Annotated in this window: 16 protein-coding genes and 1 pseudogene; 5 read left to right on the top strand and 12 right to left on the bottom strand. The window is 63.2% G+C overall.

Annotated features, from left to right (window positions below; genetic code table 11):
• Positions 1–26: 26 nt before the first annotated feature.
• From AC52Q4_RS13380 to AC52Q4_RS13360, 5 genes and pseudogenes are all read right to left on the bottom strand, one after another.
• Positions 27–764: a ferredoxin--NADP reductase gene (locus AC52Q4_RS13380; RefSeq protein WP_495537294.1), complete on the bottom strand. Its 738-nt coding sequence runs from the start codon at positions 762–764 to the stop codon at positions 27–29.
• Positions 765–870: 106 nt separating this feature from the next.
• Positions 871–3,546 (bottom strand): MMPL family transporter, encoded by a 2,676-nt coding sequence (locus AC52Q4_RS13375; protein ID WP_495537293.1) that lies wholly within the window; start codon positions 3,544–3,546, stop codon positions 871–873.
• A gap of 89 nt (positions 3,547–3,635) precedes the next feature.
• A complete protein-coding gene (locus AC52Q4_RS13370; RefSeq protein WP_495537292.1) occupies positions 3,636–4,172 on the bottom strand; it encodes a hopanoid biosynthesis associated radical SAM protein HpnJ in 537 nt (178 codons plus the stop codon).
• A pseudogene (locus tag AC52Q4_RS13365) lies at positions 4,169–4,309 on the bottom strand (hypothetical protein); the annotation flags it as partial. The gene AC52Q4_RS13370 and the pseudogene AC52Q4_RS13365, both read right to left, overlap by 4 nt.
• 149 nt (positions 4,310–4,458) lie before the next feature.
• Positions 4,459–4,863, bottom strand: coding sequence for a glycosyltransferase (locus AC52Q4_RS13360; protein ID WP_495537291.1), 405 nt, complete (start codon positions 4,861–4,863; stop codon positions 4,459–4,461).
• A 250-nt stretch (positions 4,864–5,113) separates the two neighbouring features.
• On the opposite strand from AC52Q4_RS13360, the gene hpnA reads away from it, so the two are divergent.
• Entirely contained in the window at positions 5,114–6,106 is a 993-nt protein-coding gene (gene hpnA, locus AC52Q4_RS13355; protein ID WP_495537290.1) for a hopanoid-associated sugar epimerase, read from the top strand.
• Positions 6,107–6,155: 49 nt separating this feature from the next.
• Here the strand turns inward: hpnA and AC52Q4_RS13350 are convergent, their stop codons facing one another.
• A complete protein-coding gene (locus tag AC52Q4_RS13350) occupies positions 6,156–6,830 on the bottom strand; it encodes a DUF1614 domain-containing protein (protein WP_495537289.1) in 675 nt (224 codons plus the stop codon).
• Positions 6,831–7,172: 342 nt separating this feature from the next.
• Positions 7,173–9,692: a mechanosensitive ion channel family protein gene (locus tag AC52Q4_RS13345; RefSeq protein ID WP_495537288.1), complete on the bottom strand. Its 2,520-nt coding sequence runs from the start codon at positions 9,690–9,692 to the stop codon at positions 7,173–7,175.
• 222 nt (positions 9,693–9,914) lie between these two features.
• Between AC52Q4_RS13345 and AC52Q4_RS13340 the strand changes: the two genes are divergently transcribed.
• The gene (locus AC52Q4_RS13340; RefSeq protein WP_495537287.1) at positions 9,915–10,400 is read left to right on the top strand and encodes a cupin domain-containing protein; all 486 of its coding nucleotides are present in this window, start codon (positions 9,915–9,917) and stop codon (positions 10,398–10,400) included.
• Positions 10,401–10,478: 78 nt separating this feature from the next.
• On the opposite strand, the gene AC52Q4_RS13335 is transcribed toward AC52Q4_RS13340, so the two are convergent.
• The 4 genes from AC52Q4_RS13335 to AC52Q4_RS13320 form a co-directional block, all read right to left on the bottom strand.
• Positions 10,479–11,225, bottom strand: a complete 747-nt coding sequence (locus AC52Q4_RS13335) for a DUF748 domain-containing protein (RefSeq protein WP_495537286.1) — start codon at positions 11,223–11,225, stop codon at positions 10,479–10,481.
• Positions 11,226–11,689: 464 nt separating this feature from the next.
• Positions 11,690–12,157, bottom strand: coding sequence for an Hsp20/alpha crystallin family protein (locus tag AC52Q4_RS13330; protein ID WP_495537285.1), 468 nt, complete (start codon positions 12,155–12,157; stop codon positions 11,690–11,692).
• Positions 12,154–13,860 (bottom strand): BCCT family transporter, encoded by a 1,707-nt coding sequence (locus tag AC52Q4_RS13325; RefSeq protein ID WP_495537284.1) that lies wholly within the window; start codon positions 13,858–13,860, stop codon positions 12,154–12,156. The genes AC52Q4_RS13330 and AC52Q4_RS13325 overlap by 4 nt, the downstream gene beginning before the upstream one ends.
• A gap of 309 nt (positions 13,861–14,169) precedes the next feature.
• Positions 14,170–14,481 (bottom strand): hypothetical protein, encoded by a 312-nt coding sequence (locus tag AC52Q4_RS13320; protein ID WP_495537283.1) that lies wholly within the window; start codon positions 14,479–14,481, stop codon positions 14,170–14,172.
• A 22-nt stretch (positions 14,482–14,503) separates the two neighbouring features.
• On the opposite strand from AC52Q4_RS13320, the gene AC52Q4_RS13315 reads away from it, so the two are divergent.
• A complete protein-coding gene (locus AC52Q4_RS13315; protein ID WP_495537282.1) occupies positions 14,504–14,881 on the top strand; it encodes a hypothetical protein in 378 nt (125 codons plus the stop codon).
• The gene (locus tag AC52Q4_RS13310; protein WP_495537281.1) at positions 14,856–16,730 is read left to right on the top strand and encodes a S8 family serine peptidase; all 1,875 of its coding nucleotides are present in this window, start codon (positions 14,856–14,858) and stop codon (positions 16,728–16,730) included. Before AC52Q4_RS13315 ends, AC52Q4_RS13310 begins: the two co-directional genes overlap by 26 nt.
• A gap of 154 nt (positions 16,731–16,884) precedes the next feature.
• Here AC52Q4_RS13310 and AC52Q4_RS13305 read toward each other — a convergent pair whose 3' ends face one another.
• Positions 16,885–17,442, bottom strand: coding sequence for a PEP-CTERM sorting domain-containing protein (locus tag AC52Q4_RS13305; protein ID WP_495537280.1), 558 nt, complete (start codon positions 17,440–17,442; stop codon positions 16,885–16,887).
• On the opposite strand from AC52Q4_RS13305, the gene AC52Q4_RS13300 reads away from it, so the two are divergent.
• Complete coding sequence (locus AC52Q4_RS13300) at positions 17,441–17,698, top strand: hypothetical protein (protein ID WP_495537279.1); 258 nt, start codon at positions 17,441–17,443, stop codon at positions 17,696–17,698. The two genes, AC52Q4_RS13305 and AC52Q4_RS13300, sit on opposite strands and share 2 nt — an antisense overlap.
• Positions 17,699–17,876 lie beyond the last annotated feature (178 nt).

The raw sequence follows: 17,876 nt of genomic DNA, 5'->3' as shown, positions 1-17,876 counted from the left end.
GTCCCGCACGGGCGGGAATACGACGCTCAATTCGACGAGACGTATTTCTCCCGGCGCACGTTAGGCATCGAAAATCCGCTTTCGGTCAAAAGGGCGGTGGCCTCGTCGATCATGGTCGGGTTGCCGCAAAGGTAGACGATATCGCGCTCCGGGTTGAGCCCCATGTGCGGCAGTAGCCCCTGCACATAACCGCTGTGCTCGAATTCGCCGGCTCGTTCCGGCATCTCGCGGCTGTAGCAGGCGCGAAAGGTGAAACCGCTGCATTGGTTGGCGAACCCAACGAACTCCTCGCCATAGAGGAGATCCTCCGGGGCGCGCACACCGAGTAGCAGTTCGACCCGGAAACCCTCCAAATCGATACGTCGCTCGAGCTCGGGCAGCATCGCTCGGTAAGGTGTCACGCCGGTGCCGGTGGCGACCAGCAGGTAACGCCCCGGCGGGTCTTCGCGCAACACGAGCCGGCCAAAGGGACCCATCGCCTCGATGCGTTCACCGGGTTCCATCGCGAACAGCCGCGCCGTCGCCCGCCCCCCGTCGACAAAGGTCGCCGCGATGCGCACCTCGTTCGGCTCGCTGCCCGGAATGCTGGCGATGCTGTAGCTGCGCCGCAGGCGCTGGCCGTCGGCCTCGACGAACAGCGTGATGAACTGCCCCGGTGTGTAATCCAACGGGCTCCGGTCCTCGCGTACGAGCGTCAGCTCACGCACGCGCGGTGTGATCATGCGAGCGGCTTGCAGAACGAGCTGGAACTGTTTCTGTGCCATGTTTGTGAATGCCACCTCGACCGTCCAACCCAAAAGGATAACATTACCAAGGCGGCGCGGTCGCGCACCGCGAGGTTGCTGCGGGTGACGCAAGTGCCAAGTGCGATCAGCGGGTATCGACGCCGCCGTGGTGATGCGGCGAAACCAGCATCAGCACCGCCGGGAGCACGATAAGCGTGCAAATTAAGACCCAGCCGAGCGCAATGCTCAGCGTGCAGCCGAGCATCGCCACTCCGGGGTCGGGGGCAAGTGCCAGACTGCCGAAGGAGCTCATGGTGGTCAGCGCGCTGAACAAAATCGCGGCCGGCGTGCTGCTCAACAGCACTTCGCCCATGGGCTCGCCGCTTCGCCAGCGCAGCACGAAGTAGATGCCGTAGGCGACACCCAACCCGACCAGCAGCGGCAGCACGATGATGTTGGCCAGATTGAAGGAGATCGCCAGCATCTCCATGCTGGCCACCGTGAGTAAACCAGCGAGTCCCAGAGGCGCCAGGGCGAGCACGGTATCCCAAGGGTCACGCAGGACCACCAGCAGTAGCACAACGATTGCGGCGGCGGCAATCAGCGAGGCTTGGCGAAATGCCGCGATCACGGCATCACCGCTTTCCTTGAGCAGTATCGGCGTGCCCGTTGCCTGTGGAGCGAGTCTCTGCACCTGCGTGACGAATTGGCGCAGCTCCGGGATGCGATTGAGATCAAGGCTCGAGAAGACCTGAGCGCGCGCGCGGCCGTCGCTGCTGAGATAGCGCTCGCGAAGCTCACCCGGAAGGTCATCCAAGGTGATCTCGTGCGCTTGCAGGGAAAGCCGCAGGCGATCCAGCTCGGCGGGCAGCGTGCCGATGACGCGCCGCTGCAGCTCTTCGATTTTCTCCGGGGCGTTGCCGAAGCGAACCACGTAGGCGTCGATTGCCCGGCGCAGGGCGCCGATGGCGTCGGACAATTCCGAGGGCTCCTCCGGCCATTGCGCCAGGCGGTCTCGGAAATCACCCAAGGCCGCTTGCAGAACACGGGTGTCCGGAGGGTCATCCATTGGTAATGGGAGCAGGGTGTACGGCGGAATGACGATTGCGATGCGCTCTATGATATCCAGCTTGTCCCTTTGCGCTTCGGGCACGAAGCTCGCCAGCGTTACGGTGTGTGCCACGGCCGGCAGTGCCGAGAGACGGGCGGCGAGCGCATTCGCCGCGGCGAGACTGGGGCGCAAGAATTCTATGGTGTACGGTGAATACTCACTCTCGGCGAGCAGTGCCCGAAACGTCTCGACGGCTTCGGCATTGGGGTCCTGCAGATGCATGGGATCGAAGTCGAAATGAATCCGGCTCACCAGCGGGATGGCGGCCACGCCGGCCAGCACGGCCGCCGCGGTAATTCCCAATGCGCTGTGTCGTAGAAGTATCGGGGCGTAGCGTAGCCGTTGCCTGAAGTGGCTTGCGCTCGGAGTGATGCGAAGCACCCTCATCAGAGCGGGAAGGAGCGTGAGGTTGGCGAGCAGTGCGATCAGCATCCCCGTGCCGGCGATGATGCCCAGATCGATGATGCCGGCATAGCTAGTCGGGACGAAGGAGTAGAAGCTCGCCGCGGCGGCGACCGCCGCCAGAGTGAGCGCCCCGCCCATATTGCGCGCGGATAGACGCAGCGCGGTGCTCAGCCTGTGCGTATAGCTGAAGTCCTCGCGGTAGCGCATGCAGAATTGAATGCCGAAATCGATGCCGATGCCGATGAACAAAACGGCGAAGGCGACGGAGATGACGTTGAACGGCCCGACCGCGGCAACGGCGAACGCCGTTGTCCATAACAGGCCGACGATGAGCGTGACGAGCGTCGCCAAGACGAACCGCCAGTTGCGCAGGCCAAGCAGCAGCAGACCGAGAACCAGTCCGAACGAGAGCACGATGGCGAAGGTCATCCCGGTGGCGGCTGTTTCGAGCTGATCGTTGTCGAGTACGGCATCGCCAGTAAGGCGCACACGCACGCCGGGGGTATCTTCGAGGCCCAGCGAGCGCACGGCTTGCTGAGTGGCAGTAATGGCGTGCTGTAAAGGCTGAATGGCGTTTGGCTGCGGTCGCGGTTTGACCAGGATCAGCTGCCGCTGCTGGCGCTCCAGCCGGGCCTCACCGAACACCAATCGCTCCCAGGGCAGCAGATAAAATGCGTTGTCTGTCAGCGCATGAACCGTTCGCGTGAGTTCCTGGATGACGGTCGTGAGGCCGGGCAGCGATTCGTTGTGCTCAGCCTGACGCTCGAGGGCCTGCCCGAGCAGCTCGAAAAGACTCCGCAGGCTGGGTTCCTGCGCGAGACGCGCGATGAACGGCTGAGCTTGGGAGAGCCGGTCGCCGAGCTCTTCCAGCGCTTTCGGTTCAAGGTAGAGCAGTCCGTTTCGGGCGAAGAATTCGCCGGTAGTCGGCTGATATATATCCGAAAACAGCTCGGGATGTTGTTCGAACCAGCGCGTCAGCCGCACGGCCGCCTTGCGCGCGAGTCCCCCCGTTTGCCCGTCGATCACGACGACGATGTTCTGGCTGAGCTGGGGGAAAGCGCGATCGAATTCGGCATCCAGCTGCAGAAAGGGCAGATCGCGCGAGAGCATGCCACTGGTATCGGGGTTGATGGCAAAGTGGGTAGCGATATAAGCGCCCAAGCCCGCGGTTAGCAACAGGGTGCTCAAAAGCACTCGATTCGCGTGGCGCCGCGAGCGGTCGACCAGCCAGCATAGGCAACGAATATAGGCGTTGCCGAGCGCTAGGATGAGCTTCTCGGCACGATTGGACTTATCCGAGGTCACTGAATCCGATCCTGGTATTGTAGGCGAGGGAGGCGCATCGCAGACGCTTTCTCAACAGCCGTAGCCTGGGACTCAGAAAGAGCGCACGGCTAGGCCGCTGAGATGAACGGCAGCTCACCCAGGTTCTCGAGGACGGCACGCGCGGCATCATGGATGATCCGGCCGCTGACATTCTTGTGGCTCAGGCCGTGGTTCGTGCCGAGCGCCCGGCCTTCGGCGCCCTCCTTGATAGAGAAATCGAACTCCTCGCGCGCAACGAAATCGATTGCCGCGCTCGCCCCCAGGGATGCCTCCGGCTCCACGGCGACCCGGGCGCCGACCATGCCGATCGGAAGGCTTGCGTTTTCCTCCTTGAGTGCCTCGGCGACGTTCGCATCGGTGGGAAACGACGGCGAGCTCGTGTGCATCACGATAAGATCGTATTGGCGGGCCAGCGGCAGGATGTCGGCCAGGCGCAGCCCGTCCGCCGGGGCGTCGATGAGCCTGCTCTCGGGCAGCAGCGCCGCGGGTTGCGCGAGCCAGGTGGGGTACCAGAAGGAGCGGATTTCCCGTTTCGCCTGATAGCGGGCGCCGGCCCCGCCGTCAAAGCCGTCGAATGACGATGGATGCAAGAACAGCGTTCTCACGGTGAATCCCCCGATCGGTTGCGAGCGGAACCGTCCGCTTGAATATCAATCCGTTGCTGGCGCCACCAGATACTTCGGGAGCCGAAACCCGCGCACCAGGCGAGGAAGGTCAAGACATCCCGCGCCGGAGTCAACCACGGCTGCGCTCGTTCACTGCTCCAGGAGAACTAATTGATTTGGTAATGTAGCATAAGGCGGATAGCCGACGAGAGTGCGAGCAGCACCCAGAGCGGCGCTTGCCACCCGGCGCTAAGTATCCCGAGCAGGCACAGCGCCAGCGGATCATTCAAAAACGCTGAGCGCATAACCTTTCGGCTGCAGCGCGCGGATCGTGCGCAGCCAGCGTAGTTCGTGCTGCCACAAGCGAACGGACAGCGGGGAATTCCCGACGCAGCTGATGGACTACCTGCAGCGCCGGATCGTTGGGGGCGCGCACCCCGAAGAGGAGCTGAAAATCGGGGTAATCCTGCGTGCAGAAAGAACGCAGGCTCGCGTATAGCCCGGGCTCGTCACCGCACAGTGGCTTGAGAACGGTGCCGGGGGTCTGCGGGGACAAATTCCGGCGTAATCGCGCTGGTTGTTCGAGGCGCCAGCGGGAGGTCGCTATGAGTGCCAGGCACTGATAGCCTACCGCCAACGCACAGATCGCGTCGCTGATCATGCTAAGAATCGGGGCGGTAACCGGTTCCATAACAGAACAGACACGCGTTGGCGGCCAGCGCGCTAGCGCGGAGTTCGCCAGAACGGCTGAAACTGCCTCGCTGAAGGTTCCGCGCGCTTGGTTGGAACGAGGGGCATGATCTCGTCCCGACCACACGCGCCCAGCCTGCCCGCCCCCCGAAACCGCTCCGCTGCGTGCACACTCTCAAGGACTGCCAGCGCCGGAGTGCGGGCAAGAATAACTCAGGCGCGGTGAATACCGCGGAGGAGGTGCGCCAGAGATGGCTCCTGTATTACTCACCGGCGCGAGCGGTTTTGTCGGCTCGGCCATATTGCGCAGGCTGCAGGCGGCGGGGTACGAGGTGCGGGTGCTGGTCCGACCGAGCAGCGACCGGCGCAACCTCGCCGGGCTGGACGTCGAGGTGTGCACCGGCGATCTCACGGACCCCGCCAGCCTCCTGCGGGCGGCGCGCGGCTGCCGGGCGCTGTTTCATACGGCGGCGGATTATCGGCTCTGGACGCGCGATCCACAGGTGCTCTATCGCAGCAACGTGGACGGGACCCGATTCATTCTAGAGGCCGCGCTCGAGGCGGGGGTCGAGCGGGTCGTCTATACCAGCAGCGTGGCGACCCTCGGTGTCCGAGCCGATCATACGCCCGCCGACGAGGCCACGCCGGCCTCACTGGATGATATGGTGGGGCACTACAAGCGCTCGAAATACCTGGCCGAGGAGGAGGCCAGGCGACTGATCGGCGAAACGGGTTTGCCGGTGGTGATCGTCAATCCTTCGGCGCCGGTCGGGCCGCGTGACGTCAAGCCCACCCCGACCGGACAGATGGTGCTCGATGCCGCCGCCGGCCGCATGCCCGCCTATGTCGACACCGGGCTCAATATCGTGCACGTGGATGACGTGGCCCACGGCCATTTGTTGGCTTTCGAGCGCGGACAGCCGGGGGAGCGCTATATTCTGGGCGGCACCAACATGAGTCTGCGGGAAATTCTGGTGAAGATCGCAGGCTTTGTCGGCCGGCCGCCGCCACGGCTGCGCCTGCCCCATAACCTGGTGTTGCCGATCGCCTACGCCGCCGAAGCCTGGGCGCGGCTCAGCCAGCGGGAACCGCGGGTCAACGTGGACGGTGTGCGTATGGCGAAGAAGCGCATGTATTTCTCGAGCGTCAAGGCCCGGCAAGCGCTGGGCTACTCGCCACGGCCTGGCGAAGCGGCACTCGAGGACGCGATTATTTGGTTCGGGGAGCAAGGCTATCTGCCGTAGCGGTCTTTTGCTATTGGTCGCGCATTCGCCGCCACACAAAGCCATTGTGCTATTGAAAGAGCTGTGATCGCCCCCTCGTCGCAAGGCTCGCGATGACCATGGCGAACAGGCCGGTGATGAAGATGCCGTCAAACATGCCGGCACCGCCGATCGATGCGGTTGAGGTGCTCAGGCTGTGGATGCGGCCCAGATTGAGCAGGTCCCCGCCGATCAGCGTACCGAGGCTGCCGCAGATATATGCAAGGGGTGCTGCATGGGTTCTGGATATCAGCAACGCGGTTGCCGCAGCCGCGAGCGGTGGTATGAATACCGGCACGGCGATGCCCGTTCCCGGCACGGGGGAGGCGAGTATCAGCACGATTGTGGAGACCACCGTCACACCGAGCGCCGAAGTGAGATAAAGCTTCTTTTTTATCAGCAAACCAATCGACACTACCGTCGGAATCAGGGCTCCGCCGACATTGACGGCGATGAGCGTACCGGGTGCGTTGACGAGGACCGGCGTCACGTATTTCATTCCGAAGAAGAAAAATTCATGTTGCTCGATATATTCCCGGGATGGGATTTCCGCGAGGGGAATGTCGATATAGCTACCGAGCCACGACAGGAGCAGCATCACGAGGATGTAGCGGCGATTAACGGCAGTTCGGGAACCGGCGAGGCGCAAAATCCTTATTTCAATCAGAATGAGCGCTGCGATGAGCGCGCCGAATAGCAGATACAAAAAGGTGGGCGCAAGTATGAAGTAGTCCATTCCTTTTTCCTGGTGTGCTCGGACTATCTTAAACCAGCCCCCGCTTCGTGGTCCGCTCCGTCGGCCGGCCGAGCCCAACGGACCGCTTCAGCGGTGAACACCGACGGGCGCATCGTTAGCCCAAAGCCGAAATGGCCCTACGCTCATAGAGCCGGCCGTGTCCGCGTGGCGCTTGTCAGTATCTCACGGGCGAGGGCGTGGCGGGCTAGCGATTATCGATGGAAGGGGGCAGCTTGACGCGCCCGGTGCACTCTCGCGGCGCGGTCCGGCACCGCGGACGCGGCGCGAGCCGCGTTGCACCGCTGTGGCAATCTAGCGGTGTGCCTGTTTGCCGGTGGGCTTGTCCGAGTTCGGGCTCTCCGGTGAAAGGCCAATGACCTTGTCGCGCAAATGCAGGTCGCGCTGCGGAAACGGGATCTCGATGCCCTCCTGACGAAACGCGTCATCCACCGCGAAGTGAAGGTCGCTGAGCGTGGGCAGGAAATAATCGGTATCGTAGACGTAGCAACGCAGCTCGAAGTTCAGTGAGGAATCACCGAAGGCGAGGAAATAGGCGGCTGCAGTCGGATAGCGCAGCACGTGGCGGTGTGCCTGGGCGCAGCGCAGCAGCGTCGCCGCCACCTTTTTCGTGTCGCTGCCGTAAGCGACCCCCACCCGCACACGCACACGCGCGAGCCGGTTCTTGTAAGTCCAATTGGTGACCGGTGAAGAGATGAACTCGGAATTCGGTACGATCACGGAGGAGCGGTCGAAGGTCTCTATTTCGGTAGAGCGGACCGAAATGCGCTTCACGGTGCCTTCGGTGGCGCCGACGATGATCCAGTCACCGACCTTGACCGGCCGTTCGATCAGCATCAGCAGGCCCGCCACGAAATTCTGAACCACGTTCTGGAGGCCGAAACCGATACCGACGCCGAGTGCGCCCGCGACTAGGGCAAGGCTTGAGAAATCGACCCCCAGCGTAGAGATCGCGATCAGCAACACGATGGCTAAACCGAGGTAGCCGCTTGCCGAGGCGATCGAGTTGCGGGCGCCGATATCCAGTCGCGTATTGGGCAGCACGCGATTCGCGAGCCAATGTCGTAAGAGGTTGGTGACGATCACGCCGACGATCAGCACCAGGATCGCGAGCAGCATCGCCCCCAAGGAAATGGAGACGCTGCCGATCTCGATACCGGAGAGCAGTTGACCGATCCACAGCTGCAGGGTTGTGCCGGGAATGCCGCTGAGGAGCAGAAGCACGTAGATCAGCGGCAAAAAGATGCACAGACTTACGGCCATGCCGATCCAGAACATGGTTCCATTGAGTCGGCGCTCTTCCGCCTCGGTTTTTTTTTGTGCCGCCCCGCTCGGCATCAAGCGTCGGCGGGAGAGCCAGCGCTCGATCATCTCTCCGAGCGCCAAGCGCAAAAGGAGGGCGAAGCCGAACAGTACCGCGGCGGCCACCAGGCGCGACTGGATGAAAAAGCCTAATCGGCCGTAGCCCGCCAGGGCAAGGAACGGCAGGAGAACCATGACCACGCGCACGGCTTTGCGGGCCCGGTCGAACCAGGAACGCGGGGAAATCTCTTCCTCCTCCGTTGTCTCCCCTTCCTCTGCGCCGGCCGAAGGCTCCTCCTCCTCGGGTTCATCGGGCTGCTCCACGCTGCCGGCACTCTGCGATTTCTCCAGGGAGGTCTCCCAATAGGTAGGCGAGAGCGCCCAGACGACGAGGGCACTGGTCAAGGGGACTTGGATCAGGAAAAAGACGGCCTCCAACTCCGGGGTCAGCAGTTTGCCGTAGTAAGCCGTGCCGAGCAGCGCCAACGCGAGCAGCAGGCTCGCGGTGACGCCGCGAATCGCTGTCAGCAGGCGGAAGACGTAAGTCGGCTGGACGGGGGCGATTCGCCAGGCCACCAGATGCGGAGACGCGGCGGCGCGGGCAAGGCCCATGATCATGAGAAACGCCGCAAGCGCCGCACCGCCGGCGTAGAGCAGCAAAGCGAAAAGGCTCGTCAACACGCCGCTTTGGAGATACAAAATCAGCAGCGTCACCGCGACGAGCGCCGCGGGTATGACAGCGTTCGCCAAACCATCGGCAAAGGCGGCAATGATCCGCCGGGTGTAGGTCGGCTCCAGTTCCGTACCATCACGTCCGAAGCGCCGCGTCAGCCAGCTCCGGGTGGGCCAACTGATGGCCAGACCCACGATGAGCACACCGAGCAGGGGGCCGAACAGCCGCCACGTGTTCTGGTGGGACAACCGCGTGTTCCACCACGTGAGCGGCGCCGCAAGCGCTTCTATGATAAAAGTCAGGGCATCGGCGCCGGCTTTCTGCCAGACCTGAAAGCTAAACGGGAGGGGGCTGCGCTTGAGTATGGTCGAGCGGACCTGAGCCTGCTCCCAGGCGGCTATCGAACCCAGAAGGTCGTTCGCGTGGTCAATGATCAGATTGGTCTGGGTCACCTGGGAATGCAGCTTCGCCACCCGATCCTGCATCTCCTTGCGCAAGGCCTTGAGCTGCGGAGTTTCTTCTGGCGCCTGCGTCGTCTCGGCATCACCCTCCTCGGTTTTCTTGGGCTCGGAGGCGGGCGCCAGACTCGCGAGTCGTTCCGCGGCGGTTTCCTTGCGTGCGAGGGCCTGGCCGCGGGCCTGGCGCGCGGATTCCAGTGTGGCGTGCAGCTTGTCGCGGACCTCGCCCGCTTCGACGGTGGCGAAGTCACTTTTAAGCGCCGTCTCGGCCGTCTGAATGGTTTGCTTCCACTGCGCGAGGAGCTCCTCGAAGGGCACGCTCGCCGATTCATCACCTTGTGCATTGCCTACCCCTAGCGGGGCCAGAAGCACAACAAGCATGATGGCCCGCATGGCGTGAGCGAGAGCGTGTGCTGCAATTGCAGGAAATTGGCGACGAGGGTCCCGGCCGTCCATAGGCGTGCCTGTCCGTAGCGGCTATAGTGGGGGGCACCCGAAGAGTACTACCATCGGCGACGGTTAGCCAAGGCCGTGAGGCGCCGACCCGAGCCGACCACGACGTTGCGAGCTATATCAGGCGGCGCCCCTGAGGTGATCAAGGGCATGAACGATCGGGCCGAACAGTTGGCGCGGGCGCTGGAATTGGCGCCGCATCCGGAAGGCGGTCGGTTCCGGCGCGTTTTCACCTCGGAGGCGAGCGTCGTCCGCCACGCCGGGGGCGTATCCCGCCCGGCGCTCAGTTGTATTTACTACCTGCTGCGCCGCGGTGAAGTCAGCCGCTGGCACCGCGTCGCCGCGGATGAAATCTGGCACTGGTACGAGGGGGGAGCACTGACCCTATACCAGGTCGATCCCGAATTTCGCGAATGCACGCGCCGCCGCCTCGGGCCGTTCGGCGCCGACGCATGGCCTAGTGTCGCGGTGCCCGCTGGCTGGTGGCAGGCGGCCTGTCCCGAGCGCGACTACGTCCTGGCGGGTTGCACCGTCGCTCCCGGATTCGATTATGCCGATTTCGAGCTCTTGTCGGATGTTCCGCAAGCGCTTGCCGCGCTGCGCCTCTTGGCACCGGAGCGGCTCGATCTGGTCTAGCTTGGCGATGCGGCGAGGTAAACGGCCGCTGCCGATAAGAGTCGAAACCGTTACCGGCAGCGGCCTATGACCATGGGATTACTGGGTCAGCCCCTTGAGCTTGTCCCGCAGTTTCTCCTGGGCCTTTTGCTTGAATTGCTCGGTCCCCTGCTTCAGCACTTCACTTTGAGCTTTTTGCAGCGCCTTATCGACCATCGGGCGCAGTAGCTCTTCGGTGAGCTCAGCGGCGGTGACACCCCCTGAAGCACTGCCGATGTCCTGGACTTCGAACGCCGGGAGCTCCACGGTGCGGCTCGCCTGGGCGACATCCGAAGAAGCTATGACTTCACCGCCCGTGAAACGAAACGCTTTGACAATGAATTTCCGGGGCTTTCCCGGCTGTGCCTCGCCCTCCTGGTCGGCTTGCGTCGCTGTGCCGGAGGACTGTTTCACGTTGTCGAGGATTTGCTGAAGGTTGCTCCTCGTGCCCTTGAACTGGGCATGCAGGCGCGCGCCACCAATCAGGATCTCCTCTATCACGACAGTCTCGTCACGGAGCGTGTCCGGAACGAGTGCGACTTTTACATCGTCGAGCTTGAAGGCGTAATCGCCGTCAAATCCCTCGGGATTGCCGATCTCGAGGCCGTGCAGCTCCCCGGCGCCGGAGAAGGGCGAAACATCGACCTCGTTCAGGTTCACCGTCGTGCCGGTTATCGAGGGACCGTATTCCTCGACCCCGTATTTCAGCAATCGATTGAGGTTGGTGAAAACCACGGCAACGGCAATGATGGCGAGCACGATCAGCGTGCCGACGAAGCCGAGTACGATCTTGCCAGGTCTGCTCATTTACTACTCCTTGCATGGTGCAGAGATTTTGGCGAGCCGCTTGTCATGACGGCGTCAACCGCCTGTTCTTCTGATGATTGCTTGTACAGATGGATTTTGCCGAATTTCCGATACCGCCTGGCGCCGTGTCCAATGGGTTCATCATGCGAAATCGACGGGGTTCAGCGGGGACGACGCGACAACGCGGGAGGAGAGGAATGCCCGCTGCGCCTTTTCCATCGCTTCGAACGGCCGTGGGGGTGCGGCCGCGCACCGCGGTTTGAGGCACGGTTGACGTCGTAAGCCGGCAAGAGTGTTTTCGCAATAACAGGCAACGGCCTCATGTATCCCGCATCCGCGCTCGTGCCCCCACAACGTGCAGGAAGAAGGCACAGCATAGGAAATCCATGCTGCAATTGCGAGAATCATGGGGCCGCCGCGTCCCCGCCGAATCGGGCGTTGCCGTGCTGCGCCGCGTTGATGGGCTATTTTTCGTCTTGTACCGCGATGTCGATGTGCTGGGTTTTGCCGGCTGCCCCGCCTTTGAGAACGATCTCCAACAGTCCGTTTTCGAAGCTTGCGGTGATGTCGTCCTTATCGATCCCCTCGGGAAGGATCATGCTGCGGCGAAATGCGCCGTAATAGCGCTCCTGCGTATAGTAGGTCACCGCCTCCTCCTCGGCTATGGGCTCGCGTGCGCCGGAGATGGTCAGCACACCGTTGGCGACAGTCACGTCCACGTCCGGGCGAGTCAGCCCGGCGAGCTCGCAGCGAATGATCAGATCGCGGTGGCTGGCGTATATGTCAGCGGGCGGCACCCAGGCGCTGGCGTGAGTGCGGGGCGAGTCCGCCGGCTCAGCCTCTTTGCGCGACATCCAGTGGTGTTGCAGGCGGTTCATCTCGCTCATGACGTCGAGAAAACCCTTGAATGGATTCCGCCGCGGCGTGCTCATCGACCCCTCCCGGCAGCGTTGCCCGTCGATCGGTGACGAGTTTCCTCGGATTCGCGCCGCGTCGCCCCGAGTTGCCGCTCGGGCGAACGGTGTTGCGCCAAGCGAGGAGGGTCCGGCCGTGTGACCGCCTCCTTCGTCTGGACACGCTCGTCCGGGCGCGGTACGTGGCCCCTCGAGCGTTCCTGAGCCAGCGCTTTGTAGAGCGTGTAACACATGAGCAGGAGCACGGCGCAGAAGGGCAATCCCGTGGTGACCGCCCCGGTTTGCAGTGCCCCGAGGGCATCGCCGCCGGTCGCCGCGCCGGCGATCAGCAGCACCGCCGCAACCAGGCCCTCCATGACGGCCCAGAAGAGCCGTTGTTGCCATATCGGATGCGGATCGCCGCCGTTGGTGAGGATATCGACCACGAGCGATCCGGAATCGGAGGATGTGGCAAAGAACAGCGTCACGACGATGATCGCGACCACCGAGGCGGTGATTGCGATCAGCCCGCTGGTCGGCAATTGCTGGAGCAGGACGAAAATGGCCTTGGGGGCGCTGGCGTTCATCAAGGCGGCGTTGCCGCCATCGAGCAGCGCCTCGAGCGCGGTGCGACCGAAGACGACGAACCAGACGATCGAGGCGCCCGTGGGAATGAGCAACGTGCCCGCAATGAACTGACGAATCGTGTAACCGTAGGAGATCCGCGCGATGAACATTCCCACGAAAGGCGACCAGGATATCCACCAGCCCCAGTAGAACAAGGTCCAGGTCGACTGAAACTCGGCGCCTTCGCCGTTGACGAATACGGTGAGGCTGGTCTGCGGCAAATGCTGCAGATAATAGCCGGTGTCGCTCACCAGGGAGTTGAGCACATAGAGGGTGGGGCCGAGCGCGAATACGAAGGCGCACAGAGCGAGAGCAAGCCACATATTGAGCACGGACAGGCGCCTGATGCCGGCGTCGATCCCCAGCATGATGCTGGTGATGGCGACTGCCTCGACTATGCCGATCACCAGAAGCTGCACGGTGAGATCGTTCGGCACACCGAACAGCACGTTCAGCCCGGCGGTGATCTGGGTGGCGCCGAACCCGATCGAGGTCGCCAGCCCGAACAGTGTGCCGAACACCGCCAGGATGTCGATCCCATGACCGATCGGGCCGTAGATGCGATCGCCCAGCACGGGATAGAACGCGGCCGCCGGCTTGAGCGGCAGTCCTTTGCGGAACGAGAAATAGCCCAGGGCCAGGCCGAGCAAGCTGTAGAGCGCCCAGGGATGGAAGCCCCAATGGAAGACCGTGTAGTTCATGGCGTCGACGGCCGCCTGCTCGGTACCGCCGGCGATGAGGGGCGGATTCTTGAAGTGGGCGATGGGTTCGGCAACGCTGTAGTAGACGAGGCCGATTCCCATGCCGGCAGTGAACATCATGCATACCCAGGACCAGGTGTCGTAATCGGGCTTCGCATCGTCCGGGCCGAGCCGGATGTTGCCGTAGCGGCTGAACATGAGCAGCACCACGAACAGCAGGATGAACGTCGTGCCCAGGATGTAGAACCAGCCGAAATAGGTGGTGATGAAGTCCTGGATATGATTTGCAACGCCGCCGAATCGGCGCGGAAATGCCACGGCAAGCGCGACCAGCAGGAGCATCACCAGCCCGGAGGTGACGAAGACCGGGGGGTTGGTATGCTCATTGAGATAGGCGCGTAGCTTCTCTTGCATGGACATTCCTCTTCGCGCTCGCTCGACTTGCCCTCGGTCTTGCGGGAGGGCCATCGAGGCGGACTCGAGACGCGCGACAAACGGCGTGGCCGTGCGTTTGCGCGCACGGGCATCGCGTGGCTGCGGTGCTGCACGACAGCGGGTGAACCGTTGAGCTTGCTCGGAAGGTGAGGAAACGTCAAATGCGCGGGCGCCAGCGCTTGCGCTGCGCGGGTGCGTCCGGGCGTGGCCCGATGCCCGGCACGCCGCCCGATCGGCCGAACAGACCGCTCGGCGGGCGGAGGCCGGGCATGGAGTTCCGGTGCATCCTTATCGGACAGGCTGAGTCAGGATCTGAACGCGATCACCGACCCGGAACGGCGGCTGTGTCGACTGGGTGATCGCCTGTGTCCCGCCATTGTCGAGCCTGATGCTCACCCGATACTCGTTGCCGCCATACATGCCATCCGTGCTGTCAATTGAGGTGATGGTCCCGCAACCGGTGCAGTCGGCGCTGGGCGCCGCCGCCAGGGCGGGCTGGGTTTCGTAAGTGGTGGTGTTGCGTGGCGTGCAGCCAAGCAATGCCAAAGCACTGCCGACCCACAGCCCAGCCACGAGCGCCAGAGACAATTTCCGTTTCATTGGCTTTACCTACCTTCCAAGCATGAGCCCCGCTGCTGCCCTCAGGATCTCCATTTTATTGAGACCCTCGAGGAGGGTAGGCAGTTCAAAGCACGGCCGCAAGAAAATCGCAACGCGCCGGCCGGCCTATTCGTCGCGGCTTTCGATCGCGGATTCCGGCCTGTTGCCCACTGCCGGAAATGCTGCCGCGAAGACTCGAGATAGAAAACGAGAAATTCATCACGTTTATCGATTGGCTATCGGGCAACGGGGCGATGTTGCCGACTGCGTCTCGGTCGTGCGCACGCGTGAGCCCGAAGATTTGCTCGAAGCGATCCAAAAAACCAATCGAGCAGCGCGGATCCTCAGGGAATCCGGCCGGAGGATTTCTCAACATGAAGCGTTTTTATTCAAGGCCTGAAGCGAAGACGATTACGAGCCGCAGGCTCGTCCGTCCCGCCGGAAACCGGGGCTCGTGCTGGCAGGCGCTCGCGAGGGGGGGCGTCGCCGCGGCTGTTGCTTTGTTGCTCGCCGTGCCGGCCGGGGCGCAGCCGGCCGAGCGCTGGGCGAGCGGGCGCATTCTGGTGCAGCCGCGCAGCGGCCTGCCTCAGCAGGCTCTGGAGAGGATTCTCAGCCGGGCCGGCGCGCGTGCCTCCCGTGCCGCGAGCCGGCTGGAGGAGCTGCGGGTGCGGCGGGTCGAGGTTCCGCCGCACGCGGAGCAGGCGGTGGCTCGAGCATTGGCGCGCAACCCGCACATCAAGTTCGCGGAGGTCGATGCGCTGGTCCCGATCAGTCAAACGCTGCCGGACGATCCGAACTACTCCAAGGCCTGGCACCTACCCAAGATCGAGGCCCCGAGCGCCTGGGACAGCACGCGGGGCGAGGGGGTGACCGTGGCCGTGCTCGACACGGGAGTGGATTCCTTTCACCTGGATCTCGCAGAGAATATCGTTGGCGGTTGGAACGTCGTTTCCAACAACGCCGATGTCCAGGACGTCTACGGTCACGGCACGAAGGTCGCTGGCACGGTTGCGGCGGTCAGCAACAACGGCATCGGCGTTACCGCCGTCGCCTGGCATGTTCGCCTCATGCCGGTGCGGGTCACCAACCGCTCCGATGGCTGGGCCTATCTCAGCGATATCGCCAACGGCATCGTCTGGGCGGCAGACCACGGCGCGCGAGTCGCGAATATCAGCTATGACGCCAGCGGCAGCCCGACCATCGACAACGCGGCCAACTACATGAAGAACCACGGCGGCGTGGTGGTCGTGGCGGCCGGCAACAGCGGGCGCAACCCCGGTTATGGCGCCGAAGCCTCGGTCATTGCCGTATCGGCGACCACCAGCAGTGACACCCGGCCGAGCTGGTCGAATTACGGGCAGTACATCGACGTATCCGCCCCGGGCGTCGGCATCTGGACGACCAGCCGCGGGGGCGGTTACGGGGCGCCTTCCGGAACGTCGTTTGCCAGTCCCATTACGGCGGGCGTGGCGGCACTGATCGGCAGCGTCAACAACGCTTTGTCGCCCGACCAGATCGCCGCCGTGCTGATGCAGAGCGCGGAAGACCTCGGCAATGCCGGGTGGGACCCATACTACGGCCATGGTCGTGTCAACGCCGCCGCCGCCGTGGCGCTTGCCGAGGAGTCCTCACCGGCCGACGATGAGGCGCCGGCGGTCTCCATTGCCTCGCCCGGTGCCGGCAGTACCGTCTCGGGTCTGGTGGACGTCAGCGTCAGCGCCACCGACAACCTGGGTGTCAGTCATGTCGAGCTCTATGCCGCCAATCAGTCCGTCGGCACGTCGAGCACGGCCCCCTATGCATTCACTTGGGATTCGACGCAGGCCGAAGACGGCGACGCGGAATTGCTGGCCTACGCCTACGACGAGGCGGGTAACCGCGGCGAGTCCGCGGCCGCCACGGTCGTGGTCGCCAATGACTCGGGTCCGGATACGGTGGCGCCGCAGGTGAGCATTTCGAGCCCGGCCGACGGTGCCAGCGTGAGCGGTCACCAGACCCTGTCGGCTTCCGCGACCGATGACAACGAGGTGGCCGAAGTCCGGATTTACCTCGACGGCGCGCTGAAATGCGTCGGCACGCCGAGCGCCTCCTGTGGCTGGAATACCAAGAAGGCGGGCGCGGGCGCGCATCGCGTCAGCGCCATCGCCGCCGATGCCGAGGGCAACACCGCCGGCGCCTCCGTGACGGTCACGGTTGATGACAGTGGCCGTGTGAGCGGCCGCGGCAACGGTCGCGGCAAGCGGAAATAGTCGGCTCGGGGTCGGTGCGAAGCCAAGAAAAAAGGGGCACCGGCACGGTGCCCCTTCCAACTTTCACCCTGCCGCCGAAGCGGTGCAGCGGCGTATGAGCCGGCACGCCCGAGAGACACGGGCTCGAGCGGGGCTCGCTCTTTATTGCTTCTTGTTAAGCCTTCCGTCGTCCCATCCGGCTCATGCCCAGCAGCCCGATGCCGAACAGCAGCAGCGTGGCCGGTGCCGGTATGCCGCTCGGCGGCCTGCCGGGATCCTTTACATAGGCTGAAATAAAGGAGACCTCCCGGGGGTTTTGAACGTTGAAAGGCGGGTTCTCGAAGGGCGAGAGCCAATCACCCGAGCACACGCCGCCGCTGCAGCTCACATCGGCATTGTTCTCCATGAGATAGCCGACCAGGGTCGTATCATCGCCGTCTTTGAACAGCAGCATGATGTCCCAGGTGGTGAAGGCGCTCTCGGCGATGCTCCACGTGCCGCTGGTGGGCGGGGTGTCGAACGTGGCGCCAAAGCCGATGTCAATCGCTGCGGCGTCCGAAGACCCATCTTCATTCTCGCGCCCGGCATGCATCCAGTTGTCCATTCCGAAGAACTCCTCGGAGTTCACGAAACTGGTCACCGTCGCGGGGTTGTTGTTGGCGGGGTTGGTATCGCTGTATTCACAGTCGACACCGCCATCGACGTTATCCGCGATATTCGCGGGACATGCCATGACGGTAGCCGCGGCATTGCCCGACGCCATCACCCCCAATACCAAGACTGATAAGAAACAAAGATTTCGCATTTTCATTGTTGAAACCTTTAATGACCCAAGGGAAAGCCCGTTTTCCTTGGCAGAACGCAGCGATCCATCGCGAAATTTCGCAATCCATGCTGAAAGTCAAGACGTAATGGTCCTAGCAATAAATGCGCCATTAGCTCTTCGTTGCGAAGTTACTGTGAAAACACACGTTTCTTCCGGCGGTTAGGCATTCAGGGGGCGCCGGTCGCCTGGCGACGGTGAGCCTGTGTGTCATAAATGCCGACAAGCGAAGCGGGACACGGCTTCCGCCGGCGGGGGCGTTGCCTGTGGATTCAGCCGAAGTCGCTGGTGGCGGGCGTAGGCATCGAATGGAAAGTATCGGCCATGAAATTGAGCGAGGCTGT

It is taken from the genome of Nitrococcus sp. (genome assembly GCF_059432795.1).
Note: the sequence above shows the minus strand (reverse complement) of the source record. Positions and strands in the feature narration are given on the sequence as shown.

What these genes read in the sequence shown, in the direction of transcription:
- AC52Q4_RS13380 (WP_495537294.1), bottom strand. Translation starts at nt 764, where the DNA reads ATGGCACAGAAACAGTTCCAGCTCGTTCTGCAAGCCGCTCGCATGATC.
- AC52Q4_RS13360 (WP_495537291.1), bottom strand. Translation starts at nt 4,863, where the DNA reads ATGGAACCGGTTACCGCCCCGATTCTTAGCATGATCAGCGACGCGATC.
- hpnA (WP_495537290.1), top strand. Translation starts at nt 5,114, where the DNA reads ATGGCTCCTGTATTACTCACCGGCGCGAGCGGTTTTGTCGGCTCGGCC.
- AC52Q4_RS13345 (WP_495537288.1), bottom strand. Translation starts at nt 9,692, where the DNA reads ATGCTTGTTGTGCTTCTGGCCCCGCTAGGGGTAGGCAATGCACAAGGT.
- AC52Q4_RS13340 (WP_495537287.1), top strand. Translation starts at nt 9,915, where the DNA reads ATGAACGATCGGGCCGAACAGTTGGCGCGGGCGCTGGAATTGGCGCCG.
- AC52Q4_RS13335 (WP_495537286.1), bottom strand. Translation starts at nt 11,225, where the DNA reads ATGAGCAGACCTGGCAAGATCGTACTCGGCTTCGTCGGCACGCTGATC.
- AC52Q4_RS13330 (WP_495537285.1), bottom strand. Translation starts at nt 12,157, where the DNA reads ATGAGCACGCCGCGGCGGAATCCATTCAAGGGTTTTCTCGACGTCATG.
- AC52Q4_RS13325 (WP_495537284.1), bottom strand. Translation starts at nt 13,860, where the DNA reads ATGCAAGAGAAGCTACGCGCCTATCTCAATGAGCATACCAACCCCCCG.
- AC52Q4_RS13320 (WP_495537283.1), bottom strand. Translation starts at nt 14,481, where the DNA reads ATGAAACGGAAATTGTCTCTGGCGCTCGTGGCTGGGCTGTGGGTCGGC.
- AC52Q4_RS13315 (WP_495537282.1), top strand. Translation starts at nt 14,504, where the DNA reads ATGAGCCCCGCTGCTGCCCTCAGGATCTCCATTTTATTGAGACCCTCG.
- AC52Q4_RS13310 (WP_495537281.1), top strand. Translation starts at nt 14,856, where the DNA reads ATGAAGCGTTTTTATTCAAGGCCTGAAGCGAAGACGATTACGAGCCGC.
- AC52Q4_RS13300 (WP_495537279.1), top strand. Translation starts at nt 17,441, where the DNA reads ATGACGGTAGCCGCGGCATTGCCCGACGCCATCACCCCCAATACCAAG.
- AC52Q4_RS13305 (WP_495537280.1), bottom strand. Translation starts at nt 17,442, where the DNA reads ATGGCATGTCCCGCGAATATCGCGGATAACGTCGATGGCGGTGTCGAC.